Raw genomic sequence first — 12,617 nt, forward strand, 5'->3', positions numbered from 1 at the left:
GATACAGATTGAAATATTAGGAGAAATAAATCAATGAGACCGGTAGAATTACTGATTCCAGCCAGCAGTCTGGAAGTACTAAAAATTGCAGTCATTTATGGAGCAGATGCCGTATATATCGGCGGAGAAGTATTTGGACTTCGTGCGAAGGCAAAAAACTTTTCCATGGAGGATATGGCAGAGGGCATCCAGTTTGCCCATGAGCATGGCGTAAAAGTTTATGTAACAGCAAATATACTGGCTCACAATGGGGATTTGGAAGGTGTAAGAGAGTACTTTACCCAGTTAAAGGAAATCAAGCCGGATGCCCTGATTATTTCTGACCCGGGTATTTATACCATTGCAAAAGAAATCTGCCCGGAAATCGAGCGTCATATCAGTACCCAGGCCAATAATACCAACTATGGAACGTATCAGTTCTGGTGGAACCAGGGCGCAAAGCGTGTGGTAACAGCAAGAGAGCTTTCTTTAAATGAGATTGCTGAGATTCGCAAAAATATTCCGGATGAAATGGAAATCGAGACATTTGTGCATGGAGCAATGTGTATTTCCTATTCCGGAAGATGTCTTTTAAGTAATTATTTTACCGGAAGAGATGCCAACCAGGGAGCCTGCACTCATCCGTGCCGCTGGAAATATGCAGTGGTAGAGGAAAAACGTCCGGGAGAGTATCTGCCGGTTTATGAAAATGAACGTGGTACCTATATTTTTAACTCCAAGGATTTGTGCATGATTGAGCACATCCCGGAACTGATTGAGGCAGGTATTGATTCCTTTAAGATAGAAGGACGTATGAAGACAGCACTTTATGTTGCTACTGTAGCACGTACTTACCGGAAAGCCATTGATGATTATCTTACCTCACCGGAGAAATATAAAGAAAATATGGACTGGTATTTAGAACAGATTTCTAACTGTACTTATCGCCAGTTTACCACCGGCTTTTTCTTTGGAAAGCCTTCGGAAGAAAGCCAGATTTACGATAATAATACTTATATCAAAGAATATACCTACCTTGGAATTGTAGGAGACCGCAACGAAGAGGGATTATATCAAATTGAACAGAGAAATAAATTCTCCGTAGGGGAACAGATTGAAGTCATGAAACCGGATGGAAGAAATATTCCGGTTACCGTAAAACGGATTGTGGACGAAGATGGAAATGAAATGGAATCAGCACCACATCCAAAACAGGTGCTTTACATTGATTTAGGACAGGAACTGGAGATGTATGATATTTTACGCAGACAGGAGGAATGACCTATGGAAGAAAAGTATGTTGTTTATGTCGGAACGTATACCCATGAGAACAGTATCGGAATCCATTTATATGATTTGGATGCAAAAAGCGGAGAAATGAAGGAACGGAAAGTGGTTCCCATCAATAATCCTTCCGATTTGCTGGTATCGAAGGATGGCAGATTCTTATATTCCATTGCAGATGAAGGCGTGGAAGCATTTCACATTCTGCCGGATGGAGACCTTGAGCCAATGAACAAGCAGTGGATTGGCGGTATGCGTGGCTGTTATGTGGAAGTGGACAGTAAGAACCGTTATCTTTTCGTAGGCGGTCATCATGATGGCAGAGTGACCATGATGAAGTTGGAGGAAGACGGCAGCATCGGAGAAATCGCAGACGGTATTTTTCATAAGGGAATAGGACGGACCATTGCAGAGCGAAGTTCCAAGCCACATGTAGACTGCGTGAAGCTGACACCGGACGAGAAGTTCTTGTGTGCAGTGGATAATGGATTAGATCATGTAAAGATTTACCGGATTGACTATGAGAATGGCAGGATGAAGCTTGCAGATATCATCCGTTGTCCGTTGGAATCTGCACCGCATATGATTCGCTTCAGCCGTGATGGAAGATTTGCTTATATTCTCTATGAGCTGTTGAATCAGATAGAGGTATTTTCCTATATGTTAGAAAATGACCAGCCGCATTTCGAGAAGGTTCAGACCATTACAACGACCACACCGAAGGAAGCTGATGTCTGTGCTGCATCCGGTCTGGAAGTGACAATGGATGGTGAATATTTATTCTGCAGTAATGCAGGTGCAAACTCCGTATCGATTTATGAAATTGATAAAGAGAGTGGATGTCTTACCATGATGTGTAATTCGAAAATCAGTGGTGATTATCCGAAAATGATTGGTATCTGTCCGGACAGAATGCATTTCATGAGCCTTAATAATGAGACCAATGAGATTACCATGTTTAAGGTAGATTATGAGAAGAAATACATTCTGATGGAAGAGAAGCCGATTCCGGTAGACAAGCCGAATTGTATTTATATCCATAAACTAAGTTAAAAGCGAACTGCAGGAAACATGCTTTAGCCAGGCATTTTTCGGTATTCATGTAAAAAGGGTAAAAAGATGTCGTTTGTTAAAAAAATAACAGACGACATCTTTCTTTTTTGGAAAAACTATGATAGAATAACACGGTTGAAGCCTACCGGTCCGGAGGCTATCAATGGAAGTGCTTGGCCGCAAAGCCTTAAAATGCGGAGAAAAAAGAAAATAGAAAAAGAAAATTCAAGAAAAGAGGAAGAGACTATGAGTGAAAAAAACGTAGCTTTTACCAGGGACAGAAGTATCCCAAAATCTTATGAGCTGGTTCTGACAGCTTTATTTACCGCCATTATTGTCGTAATGGCATTTACCCCGTTAGGATTTATTCCTTTAGTAGTAATTAATGCAACGATTATCCATATACCGGTTATTTTAGGTGCAATTTTCTGCGGACCGAAAAAAGGTGCCTTTTTGGGATTTGTATTTGGATTAACCAGTTTTATTAAAAATACATTGATGCCAACTTCTATGTCAGCATTTGTATTTTCACCGATACTGGCAAGCAGCATCGATGGCGCAGCAGGAGTGGTAAAGAGTACCATTATCTGTTTTGCACCACGAATTTTAGTAGGTATCATCCCATATTTCGTATATCGTGGAATTGTAAAATTAACCACATCCAGCCATGCAAAGGCTGCAAAGGTAATCAGTAATCTTGTAATCAGCGTACTTTTACTGGTTGGTATCCATGCGTTCTTTGCTAAAATGCTGACAACAGATTCGAAGGAAATGATTGGCTGGATATCAGGTGCAGCTGCAGCAGTTATTTATTTTATTGTAGTGGAATTGACCGGAAGAAAGAAGGATGGCAGATTCCTGGGCTATGTCTATGCCGGCGTAACCGGAGCATTGACCAATACACTGCTTGTAATGCCGATGATTTATATTTTCTATAAAGAGGCATATGCCAATGCATTGAGCATTGAACCGGGCGCAGTTATGGGTGTAATCCTTGGCGTTATCAGCTTTAATGGAATTATAGAAGCAATTGTAGCAGCCGTTCTGGTAGCTGCAATTGGAATGGTATTGAATAAAGTACACAGGAGGTAATTCATATGTTAAAGGGCAGGAATATATTACTGGCAGTGACAGGCAGTATTGCAGCATATAAAGCGGCTTCGCTTGCCAGTATGTTGGTAAAGCAGCACGCAGATGTGCATGTAATTATGACGAAAAATGCAGAGCAGTTTATATCACCGGTTACCTTTGAGACACTGACCGGAAATAAGGTGATTGACGATACCTTTGACCGTAACAGCGGATATCATGTGGCACATATTGCCATGGCACAGGAGGCAGATGTGGTGATGATTGCTCCGGCTTCTGCAAATGTCATTGCAAAGCTGGCACACGGAATTGCAGATGATATGCTCACTTCTACCATGTTAGCCTGTGAGGCTCCGATATATCTTGCCCCGGCAATGAATACACATATGTTTGACAATCCGGTAACACAGGATAATCTTAAGAAGCTAAGAGAATATGGTTATCACATCATTGAGCCGTCCTCAGGCTATCTTGCCTGTGGTGATACCGGAAGGGGAAAACTTCCGGAACCGGAAGAACTGTTAGAATATATTCTGCAGGAAGCTGCCTGTGAGAAAGACCTGACAGGAAAGAAGGTTCTCATCACAGCAGGAGCCACCCAGGAGGCAATTGACCCGGTACGTTATGTGACCAACCATTCCACTGGAAAAATGGGTTATGCACTGGCAAAGAATGCGGCAAGAAGAGGGGCAGAGGTAACACTGGTCACCGGACCGACCAGCCTTGAAAAGCCTTTTTTTGTAAATACAATTCCGGTTGTTACGGCAGAAGAGATGTATCAGGCTGTCACAGATGCATTTGCAGAACAGGACATTGTAGTCATGGCTGCAGCAGTGGCAGATTACCGCCCAAAGACCGTTGCGGATGAGAAAATAAAAAAAGCCGGTGGCGGACTGGTGTTGGAAATGGAACGCACGAAAGATATTTTAGGAACAGTTTCTGCCCGGAAGGAAAACCAGTTCCTGTGTGGATTTTCCATGGAGACACAGCATCTGAAAGAAAATTCCAAAGCCAAGTTAGAAAAGAAGAAGCTTGATATGATTGTTGCCAATAATCTTAAGACAGCGGGAGCCGGATTTGGTACCGATACCAATGTGGTAACCCTGATTACGGCGGCAGAAGAAAAAGAGCTGCCGATTATGTCGAAGGATGAAGTGGCAGCAGCTATCTTTGATGAGATTCTAAGCAAAATGCAGGCATAATAAAAAAATTCCTGTCAGAGGGCAGGTCACCTGATTGTGTGACTTGTAACTGACAGGGATTTTGCTATTTCTGATAGAAGCCTTTATTTCCTGTAGAAATCTTTGATTCCATCCATCCGGGCACTCATATTAGAAAGCATGGCATCGAAAATAGTAATGGCAGCCATGGATTCGACAACCACAACAGCTCTTGGAACGATAATCGGATCGTGACGTCCCTTGATATTGATTTCGATTTCCTCGCCGTTTTTATTTATGGTCTTCTGGGTGGAAGCAACGGAAGGAGTCGGCTTGATGGCAGCACGGAATACAATAGGCGAGCCATCACTCATGCCGCCTAAGATACCGCCGGCGTGGTTGGTTTCTTTTGTGACAGAACCGTTTTCATCCGTTACAAAGGCATCGTTGTTGGTAAGTCCGGTAGCAGCAGCAACTGCAAATCCATCACCGATTTCAAAGCCTTTTACAGCACCAATGGAGAAAATTGCTTTAGCTAAATTTGCATCGATTTTTTCGAATACCGGGTCACCGATTCCGGCAGGAACACCGGTAATAACACATTCGATAATACCGCCGGCAGAGTTCTGCATGGCTTTGCATTCTTCCAGATAGGAAGCGGCTTTTGCAGCAGCATCTGCATCCGGCATATAGAGCGGATTCTTCGTAATTTCTGCAGCATCAAATCTGGTTTCGTCAATGGTGATGGGACCGATGCTCTTACTGTAGGTGAGAATCTCAATGCCAAGTTCCTTTAAAATCTTTGCGGCAACCGCACCGGCAGCCACACGTCCGATAGTCTCACGGCCGGAAGAACGTCCGCCACCACGGTAATCCCGGAAACCGTATTTGGCATCAAAGGTAAAGTCAGCATGTCCCGGACGATAGTAGGAAGCAATTTCACGGTAGTCTTTGGAATGCTGGTTTTCATTTACCACAATCAGTGAGATTGGAGTTCCGGTGGTTCTGCCTTCAAAGACACCGGAAAGAATATGTACTGCATCATCCTCTTTTCGCGGGGTAGAGAAAGCAGATTGTCCCGGTTTACGCCGGTTTAAATAGGTCTGTATATCTTCTTCACAAAGGGAAAGTCCGGCAGGACAGCCGTCAATTACGACACCGATTCCTGATCCGTGTGATTCTCCCCAGGTTGTAATTTTAAAGTTAGTTCCAATAGTTGAGCCTGCCATAGCATCCTCCTGATTTGTTTTTGTAAAAAAGTCAGATTCTATTATAGAAGATTTTTCAGATACTGGCAATCCCACAGTTGCAAAAAGTGCGAAAACAAGGTATGCTAGGATAGTATTTGTAAAAAGAACAGAAACAGGAGATTATATGTACGAATTATTAAAACAGGATGGAAGAGCAAAGAGGGGCATTTTTCATACCGTACATGGTGATATACAGACCCCGGTGTTTATGAATGTAGGAACGGTCGCTGCCATAAAGGGAGCTGTTTCTACCGAAGACTTAGAGCAGATTAAGACACAGGTGGAATTATCCAATACCTATCATCTGCATGTACGTCCGGGAGATAAATTAATCAAAGAGCTGGGCGGACTGCACAAGTTCATGGTGTGGGACAAACCAATCCTTACCGATTCCGGTGGATTCCAGGTATTTTCACTGGCAGGACTCCGTAAAATCAAAGAAGAGGGAGTCTATTTCCATTCCCACATTGATGGAGCAAAAATTTTCATGGGACCGGAAGAAAGTATGCAGATACAGTCTAATCTGGCATCCACCATTGCCATGGCATTTGATGAATGTGCACCGGCACTGGCTGACCGTGGATATGTAGAGGCATCCGTAGCCAGAACAACCCGCTGGCTGGCACGCTGTAAGGCGGAAATGACAAGACTGAATGGGTTGGAAGATACCATTAATAAAAATCAGATGCTGTTTGGAATTAACCAGGGAGCCATTTATCCGGATATCCGGGTTGACCATGCAAAGCGAATCAGTGAATTGGATTTAGATGGCTATGCAGTAGGTGGACTTGCAGTAGGCGAGACCCACGAAGAGATGTATGATATCTTAGACCAGACCGTTCCATATCTGCCACTTGAGAAACCAACCTATCTTATGGGTGTCGGAACTCCGGCAAATATTTTAGAGGCAGTAGACCGTGGTGTGGATTTCTTTGACTGTGTATATCCGACCCGTAATGGCCGCCATGGACATCTTTATACCAATCAGGGAAAGATTAATCTTTTTAATAAGAAATATGAAAAGGATATGCGTCCAATCGAAGAGGGCTGTCAGTGTCCGACCTGCCGCCGTTACAGCAGAGCCTATGTCCGCCATTTGTTAAAGGCAAAGGAAATGCTTGGCATGCGCCTTTGCGTATTGCACAATCTGTATTTCTACAATACCATGATGGAAGAAATCAGAGACGCCATCGATGCCGGCAGCTACAAGTCATACAAAGAGGAAAAACTCTATGGTATGAACCAGATAAACAGGGAAAAAGAGGCACAAATCTAAAAAAAGAATGAAATATCGGGAAAATACTTGTGAAACGCAGTCTTTTTGTGTACAATGTTTTTCATGAACTTAAGTTTGTAATTCAGGAGGAAAAGAAATGTCTATTTTAGCATCACAGCAGGCACAGGCCTGGGGAAGCATTATTATGTGGGTAGTAATTATGGTTGTATTTGTATACTTCTTCATGATTCGTCCACAGAAGAAAGAAGCAAAGAAAAAAGAGCAGATGATGTCGGAGTTAGCAGTAGGTGATACCATACTGACAACCAGCGGTTTCTACGGAATCGTAATTGATGTATCTGAAGATGATACTGTTATCGTTGAGTTTGGCAGCAACAGAAACTGCCGTATCCCAATGCAGAAAGCAGCAATTGCCGCAATCGAAAAACCGGAAGAAGCAGTAGAAGCAAAAGAAACCAAAGAGAAGAAATAAGATAAGACCTTAGAAAATCCGTGGAGTGTGCGAGATGTACAAACCACGGATTTTTTTATATGAGAAACCCGCAAATCGTGTTTCTTATAGTTTGCAAAGAAAAAAGTTTAAAAAAACATACATACAGTTTAAAAACAAACTGTTTGAAACAAAAAATAAACTTGAAATACACTGTTAAATAAGTTAGTATAGATAATAATAAAAGAAAAAATGAGGTTAATCATTTATGGATGTATATTATGAACTGCTAAAAAAACCGGTATTTACATTAAATGATGTGAATCAGTTTTATCATAATATGGAATCAGCCAGTTCAGCAGTTCGACGGTTGTTGAATAAGGGGCGCATTGTTCGGATAAAAAAGAATATGTACACTTGCATAAGTGGAGAAACAGATAGTCCTGTTGCAAACAAGTACCAGATAGGATGTGCTATTACGGAATCATCGTATATATCGCATCATACAGCAATGGAATATTATGGTATGGGTGATCAGGTATATTATGATATATATGTTTCGTCTAAAACACCATTTAAAGAGTTTGAATTTGATGGTTATAATTATTGTTATGTTGCTTCAAAGTGTGATATCGGTATTGAAGAGATTATGTACAGTGGTGGTATACGGGTGACAACTAAGGAGAGGACAGTTGTTGACAGTATTAAAGATATGGACAAAATAGCCGGCATTGAGGAGGTAATAGCAGATATAGAAGCAGTGACACACTTACAGGAAAAACGTTTGTTACAGTATCTGCAAGCGTATCATAATCAGTTCCTGTATCAAAAGACAGGGTATCTGCTTTGGGCGTATAAAAATAAGCTTGGATTAAGTGATGATTTTTTTGAATTTTGCAGGGGGAAAATCGGAAAAAGTAAGCGATATCTGACGAAGGGGATGATGGGTGGAAAATATGACAACAGTTGGAAGCTGGTTGTTCCAAATGATATATATGGCATGAAAAATGGGGTGTTACATGATAGCATATAAAAAAATTGAATTAGAAAAAGCGGCAAAACAGGCAGGATTTGTCAGAGATACATTTGAAAAAGTGCTACGTTTGAAAGAAGTGTTGAAATATATTAACAGTGATCCGTATTTAAGGGAGCATTTGGCGTTAAAAGGTGGTACAGCAATTAATATGACAATATTCAATCTGCCACGTTTATCGGTAGATATTGATTTGGATTTTACTCCGAACTTATCCAAAGATGATACGCAGATGCATAGAAAACAGATTACAGAGCAATTATGTGAATACATGGAAGAATTGGGGTATCACCGGTCTGAAGCATCAAGATATAGCCATAGCTTAGATGCATTTTTGTTTTTATATCAAAATGCAGGCGGAAATAGGGATAATATCAAGGTGGAAATTAATTATTCCTTGCGGTCGCATTTGTTTGAACCCACAAACAGGAAAATTGTGACGGATATGTTTCAGGAAGATGTGATGATTCGGACGTTACATCCGATGGAAATTTTTGCTGCCAAGGCAAATGCATTAATGAGCAGGGCTGCAGCGAGGGACTTATATGATTTCAATAATATGATAACATATGGTTTATTTGGAAAAGAGGAAGAAATTCTTCTACGAAAATGTATTATATTTTATGCTTCGGTATCAGCAGAAGTAATTAACAGGAATTTTGACACATCTGCAATTGATGGCTTGAATTTTACGAAAATCAGGAGAGATTTGTTTCCGGTTTTGAGGAAGAAAGATAATTTTAATCTGGAAGAGAGAAAGAAGAAGGCAAAAACATATATACAGGAACTTATGATGTTGACACCAGAAGAAAGAGAATATTTAGAGGCATTTGAAAGAAAAGAGTATAGACCAGAGTTGTTGTTTGATGATAAAGTAATTTTAGATAATATTTGTAGTCATCCTATGGCAATATGGAAAATGAAAGAACAGAAAGAAAAGGAGCATAACCATGCAGACAGACATTAACGCAGCATATTTTAAAAGCATCATAGACCAGGATTGTTGTTCCGTTGTGATATGCAATTTAAAGTACGAAATCATTTATATGAATCCAACTGCAGTAAAAAGCTATGAGAAATGGGGCGGTGAAAGCCTTGTTGGAAGAAGCCTTTTAAACTGCCATAATGAAGAATCGCAAAAACGCATCCAGCAGGTAATCGACTGGTTCTCTGCAGATGAAAGCCACAATCTCATCTATACCTCCCATAACGTGAAGCAGAATAAAGATGTGTATATGGTTGCTTTAAGGGATGCCGAGGGAAAGCTGATTGGCTATTATGAGAAGCACGAATTCAGAAATGCGGAAACCATGAAAAAATATGATTTGTGGTAAAAGGACATTCGATAATCCTTCTTACAGTTGTAATATATTTTATAGAGTGGGTAGAATGAGATAAAGGAGATAAGAACAATGAAGATAAATGAAAAATACAATATTGGAAAATTATACATTTTTAATGAAAATTATGAATTGACACCATATATTCCAACACAGGAAGATATAGAAAAACATCCTAATTTTTTATTTGATAAGCGTAATTGTGAAAATGTACATATTTTTCCAAAGGATATTAGAATTGGAAAGAGTTGTTCAGACGCTATTGCAAATAAGCTGAAAGAAATTAGAAAAATAATTTGCATATCAGATAGTAGTCTTGTTCAAAGCATGGGAAGTGGCAGGGCTGTTATTTGCAGAGATACAATTCAGTGTGAAAGCGATAAATTATTTCAGTATATTCCACTGATATATAAGGATGTGCGATATGATGTTACAGCAATACGTTTCTTTAAATCGGAAACAGAGGTGAATTGCATTTTAAATGCTATGCAAATAAAAGTGTATCAGGGAAAGGAACCTTTCTCATTACAGAATTATCCGATGCATGGTGGGGATGATGTGAATTATGATGATGAGGCAGTTTATTATAATATACCAATTAGATTTGAAGATTCATCGGAACAAATAGCATCTCAGATATTACAATTTGTGAAAAGAGAATAAGGACTAGTATATTAAATAGAGCGATACATCGACAACGGTGTATCGCTCTATTTAAATTCAATAATATCATTTGGGGTACATTCTATGATTTTGCAAAGCTTTTCTACAGTGAGCAAAGTAATATTTCTGTTATGTTTTAAGCCGTCCAGGGTTTTATTGTCAATGCCCATCTTTAGAAGCTGGTATTGGGATATCTTTTTGGATTTCATGGTATTCCACAGGGGTTCATAGCTTATTATAGCAAATCATTCCTTTCTGTTAGTATGATGAATCTAATTTTAGAGAAATATTGTGGAATATAACATTGTGAATATATCCACAATGTACTATGATTGAAATTGCCAAAAATAAAGTACAGGAGTGATGAAGATGAAAAAGAAAACAAAAATAATATTGGCGAGTATAGTGGTTTGTATCATTGTGGTAGCACTGGGAGCTGTAATTAAGATAAGCCTTGATAGACAGGCAAAGAAAAAGAGCCTGGCAGAGGGTGAGACGGCAATAGAAACGTATTTACAATCTTTTCAAGAGGAAAGTGAAGAGGCAAAAAAAGAAGAAATATATGCATCTTTTCAATCTGATGAAAAAATTAACGCAGTGATAGAAAAATATTTTCAGAGCAAGAAAGAGAGAAAGGAGGAATGGTATAAGAATTACTCAAAGACAAATAAAGAAATGTATAATTATTTCATTGATTATTTTAATGATTTAGTTAATAAAGAAAATGAAAACTTCGAAAATGACAAGAGTATTACTAATTGTGATGCTATTATCGGTAATTTAAATAACATTAATGATGAATTAAAGAAGGATAATGCTTTATCCTCTGATGATAAAAATGATATTGAAAATACTTTATCAGGTTATATCAACGCAATTAATGATGAAATTAATAATATTATTTCAGGTTACAATGATACATATAATTCATATGTAATCAGTGACGTTGAAAATGCTTCAAAAGATGATTTAAATACTGCTATTACAAATTTAAATACTTTAAAAGATGAATTAACCAATTTAGGTACTGATCATTTTACAGATATTATCGCAAATATAGATAGTAATGTTGAAACCTACACTAATAAAGTATCAGAGATTGAAGAAGCAGAAAAGAAAGCAGCTGAAGAAGCTGAAAAGAAGAAACAGGAAGAAAAGAAGAAAAAAGAAGCAGCTGCTGCAAATAATAATTCAAATAGTAATAGTAGCGATAATTCTTCAAGTAACAGTTCTTCCACGCCATCTAGAGGCGGTTTAAGCCAGAGTTCTTGGAGTATTACCGGTGGAGGCTGGGTTGAAGAAGAAGGTCAGTATGTTACTTTTAATGCTCCGCAGGTTATTTATAATGCTTATGCATCTGGTAAAGGATATGAATGGGTTGTTGGAAATTTTGATGGAAGCGGTACATTTTGTACATGGTATATAGACGGTTCCGATACAGGGTATTGCTGCGATAGATATGGTAATATTTTATATACAAATTAATAAATTTAAATTTTAAAGGAGAAATATTTTATGAAATTTTATGTTGGTGGAAATAAAATAGCTGGTAAAAATAATAATTCTATTTTTGGCTGGAGTGCTGTCTGTGAAGATGGCATTCTGGTTGAAAATAGTTGTGTTAATGGCACAGATATAGAATAATAAATACAAAGGAGACAGAGTGATGGAATTTACAGAACAGGAGAAAAAAGTATTAGCAGATAAGTATGAGACATTCAAGGAAGAAATAGAACTTGCTATGATACAGAATTGTATTGTGGAATGCGAATTGTACTCTCTTCTGGCAGAGATTATCCGGGGAACAAAGAGTGGAAAGAAAATTTCTTTAAGGGATGTTAGTGTTAGAAGAAAGACAAAATTATCCATGTGGTTACATGGAGCAGCTGGTTTTCCGGATTTTGCTGTATTGGAAAGGAAAAAAAGCCGGGATGCAAGAAGGTATGGATGTGTAGAAATAAAATGTCCAGGTAAAAGCAATATATTGAGAATAACAAAGCAGGTTAAAGGGCATATCATATCGTATGGGAGAGTAATTTAGCTGAATTGGAATCCGAGCTTCCAGTTTGCAAGTTTAAGTTCTGATTTAGCTAATCGCT

General features: G+C 39.0%; 15 protein-coding genes. 13 read left to right on the forward strand and 2 right to left on the reverse strand.

What is annotated here, in order from left to right; genetic code table 11:
• Positions 1-33 precede the first annotated feature (33 nt).
• The 4 genes from DXB43_RS11830 (at position 34) to coaBC (ending at position 4,607) form a co-directional block, all read left to right on the forward strand.
• Positions 34-1,260, forward strand: a complete 1,227-nt coding sequence (locus DXB43_RS11830) for a peptidase U32 family protein (protein ID WP_117947649.1) — start codon at positions 34-36, stop codon at positions 1,258-1,260.
• Between the two features lie 3 nt (positions 1,261-1,263).
• Complete coding sequence (locus DXB43_RS11835) at positions 1,264-2,316, forward strand: lactonase family protein (protein WP_117840949.1); 1,053 nt, start codon at positions 1,264-1,266, stop codon at positions 2,314-2,316.
• A gap of 246 nt (positions 2,317-2,562) precedes the next feature.
• On the forward strand, positions 2,563-3,408 hold the full coding sequence (locus DXB43_RS11840) for an ECF transporter S component (RefSeq protein ID WP_117947662.1): 846 nt from the start codon (positions 2,563-2,565) through the stop codon (positions 3,406-3,408).
• A gap of 5 nt (positions 3,409-3,413) precedes the next feature.
• Entirely contained in the window at positions 3,414-4,607 is a 1,194-nt protein-coding gene (gene coaBC, locus DXB43_RS11845) for a bifunctional phosphopantothenoylcysteine decarboxylase/phosphopantothenate--cysteine ligase CoaBC (protein WP_117947650.1), read from the forward strand.
• Between the two features lie 83 nt (positions 4,608-4,690).
• On the opposite strand, the gene aroC is transcribed toward coaBC, so the two are convergent.
• Positions 4,691-5,794 (reverse strand): chorismate synthase, encoded by a 1,104-nt coding sequence (gene aroC, locus DXB43_RS11850; protein ID WP_117947651.1) that lies wholly within the window; start codon positions 5,792-5,794, stop codon positions 4,691-4,693.
• 145 nt (positions 5,795-5,939) lie between these two features.
• On the opposite strand from aroC, the gene tgt reads away from it, so the two are divergent.
• The 6 genes from tgt to DXB43_RS11880 all read left to right on the forward strand — a co-directional run bounded on the left by tgt (position 5,940) and on the right by DXB43_RS11880 (position 10,518).
• Positions 5,940-7,091, forward strand: coding sequence for a tRNA guanosine(34) transglycosylase Tgt (gene tgt / locus DXB43_RS11855; RefSeq protein ID WP_117840953.1), 1,152 nt, complete (start codon positions 5,940-5,942; stop codon positions 7,089-7,091).
• Between the two features lie 97 nt (positions 7,092-7,188).
• Positions 7,189-7,524 carry a preprotein translocase subunit YajC gene (gene yajC / locus DXB43_RS11860; RefSeq protein WP_117947652.1) on the forward strand — a complete coding sequence of 112 codons (336 nt, stop codon included), beginning with the start codon at positions 7,189-7,191 and terminating at the stop codon, positions 7,522-7,524.
• 226 nt (positions 7,525-7,750) lie between these two features.
• A complete protein-coding gene (locus tag DXB43_RS11865) occupies positions 7,751-8,515 on the forward strand; it encodes a type IV toxin-antitoxin system AbiEi family antitoxin domain-containing protein (RefSeq protein WP_117947653.1) in 765 nt (254 codons plus the stop codon).
• A complete protein-coding gene (locus tag DXB43_RS11870; protein WP_117840955.1) occupies positions 8,502-9,482 on the forward strand; it encodes a nucleotidyl transferase AbiEii/AbiGii toxin family protein in 981 nt (326 codons plus the stop codon). Before DXB43_RS11865 ends, DXB43_RS11870 begins: the two co-directional genes overlap by 14 nt.
• Entirely contained in the window at positions 9,466-9,849 is a 384-nt protein-coding gene (locus DXB43_RS11875; protein ID WP_117947654.1) for a PAS domain-containing protein, read from the forward strand. Before DXB43_RS11870 ends, DXB43_RS11875 begins: the two co-directional genes overlap by 17 nt.
• A gap of 78 nt (positions 9,850-9,927) precedes the next feature.
• Positions 9,928-10,518: a hypothetical protein gene (locus DXB43_RS11880; protein WP_117947655.1), complete on the forward strand. Its 591-nt coding sequence runs from the start codon at positions 9,928-9,930 to the stop codon at positions 10,516-10,518.
• A gap of 47 nt (positions 10,519-10,565) precedes the next feature.
• Here DXB43_RS11880 and DXB43_RS15795 read toward each other — a convergent pair whose 3' ends face one another.
• Entirely contained in the window at positions 10,566-10,727 is a 162-nt protein-coding gene (locus tag DXB43_RS15795) for a helix-turn-helix domain-containing protein (protein ID WP_255669400.1), read from the reverse strand.
• A gap of 160 nt (positions 10,728-10,887) precedes the next feature.
• On the opposite strand from DXB43_RS15795, the gene DXB43_RS11890 reads away from it, so the two are divergent.
• The 3 genes from DXB43_RS11890 to DXB43_RS11895 are packed head-to-tail and all read left to right on the forward strand — an operon-like array spanning position 10,888 to position 12,559.
• A complete protein-coding gene (locus DXB43_RS11890) occupies positions 10,888-12,003 on the forward strand; it encodes a hypothetical protein (RefSeq protein ID WP_117947657.1) in 1,116 nt (371 codons plus the stop codon).
• Between the two features lie 30 nt (positions 12,004-12,033).
• Positions 12,034-12,162, forward strand: a complete 129-nt coding sequence (locus tag DXB43_RS15655; protein WP_256385808.1) for a hypothetical protein — start codon at positions 12,034-12,036, stop codon at positions 12,160-12,162.
• A gap of 22 nt (positions 12,163-12,184) precedes the next feature.
• Positions 12,185-12,559, forward strand: coding sequence for a hypothetical protein (locus DXB43_RS11895; RefSeq protein ID WP_117947658.1), 375 nt, complete (start codon positions 12,185-12,187; stop codon positions 12,557-12,559).
• The last annotated feature ends 58 nt before the right edge of the window (positions 12,560-12,617 follow it).

Source organism: Roseburia sp. OM04-10BH, from assembly GCF_003462605.1.
Taxonomy (GTDB): domain Bacteria; phylum Bacillota; class Clostridia; order Lachnospirales; family Lachnospiraceae; genus Roseburia_C; species Roseburia_C amylophila.

Bases quoted from the DNA above. Each gene is read 5' to 3' on its own strand.
- DXB43_RS11830 (WP_117947649.1), top strand. From the start codon at position 34: ATGAGACCGGTAGAATTACTGATTCCAGCCAGCAGTCTGGAAGTACTA.
- DXB43_RS11835 (WP_117840949.1), top strand. From the start codon at position 1,264: ATGGAAGAAAAGTATGTTGTTTATGTCGGAACGTATACCCATGAGAAC.
- DXB43_RS11840 (WP_117947662.1), top strand. From the start codon at position 2,563: ATGAGTGAAAAAAACGTAGCTTTTACCAGGGACAGAAGTATCCCAAAA.
- coaBC (WP_117947650.1), top strand. From the start codon at position 3,414: ATGTTAAAGGGCAGGAATATATTACTGGCAGTGACAGGCAGTATTGCA.
- aroC (WP_117947651.1), bottom strand. From the start codon at position 5,794: ATGGCAGGCTCAACTATTGGAACTAACTTTAAAATTACAACCTGGGGA.
- tgt (WP_117840953.1), top strand. From the start codon at position 5,940: ATGTACGAATTATTAAAACAGGATGGAAGAGCAAAGAGGGGCATTTTT.
- yajC (WP_117947652.1), top strand. From the start codon at position 7,189: ATGTCTATTTTAGCATCACAGCAGGCACAGGCCTGGGGAAGCATTATT.
- DXB43_RS11865 (WP_117947653.1), top strand. From the start codon at position 7,751: ATGGATGTATATTATGAACTGCTAAAAAAACCGGTATTTACATTAAAT.
- DXB43_RS11870 (WP_117840955.1), top strand. From the start codon at position 8,502: ATGATAGCATATAAAAAAATTGAATTAGAAAAAGCGGCAAAACAGGCA.
- DXB43_RS11875 (WP_117947654.1), top strand. From the start codon at position 9,466: ATGCAGACAGACATTAACGCAGCATATTTTAAAAGCATCATAGACCAG.
- DXB43_RS11880 (WP_117947655.1), top strand. From the start codon at position 9,928: ATGAAGATAAATGAAAAATACAATATTGGAAAATTATACATTTTTAAT.
- DXB43_RS15795 (WP_255669400.1), bottom strand. From the start codon at position 10,727: ATGAAATCCAAAAAGATATCCCAATACCAGCTTCTAAAGATGGGCATT.
- DXB43_RS11890 (WP_117947657.1), top strand. From the start codon at position 10,888: ATGAAAAAGAAAACAAAAATAATATTGGCGAGTATAGTGGTTTGTATC.
- DXB43_RS15655 (WP_256385808.1), top strand. From the start codon at position 12,034: ATGAAATTTTATGTTGGTGGAAATAAAATAGCTGGTAAAAATAATAAT.
- DXB43_RS11895 (WP_117947658.1), top strand. From the start codon at position 12,185: ATGGAATTTACAGAACAGGAGAAAAAAGTATTAGCAGATAAGTATGAG.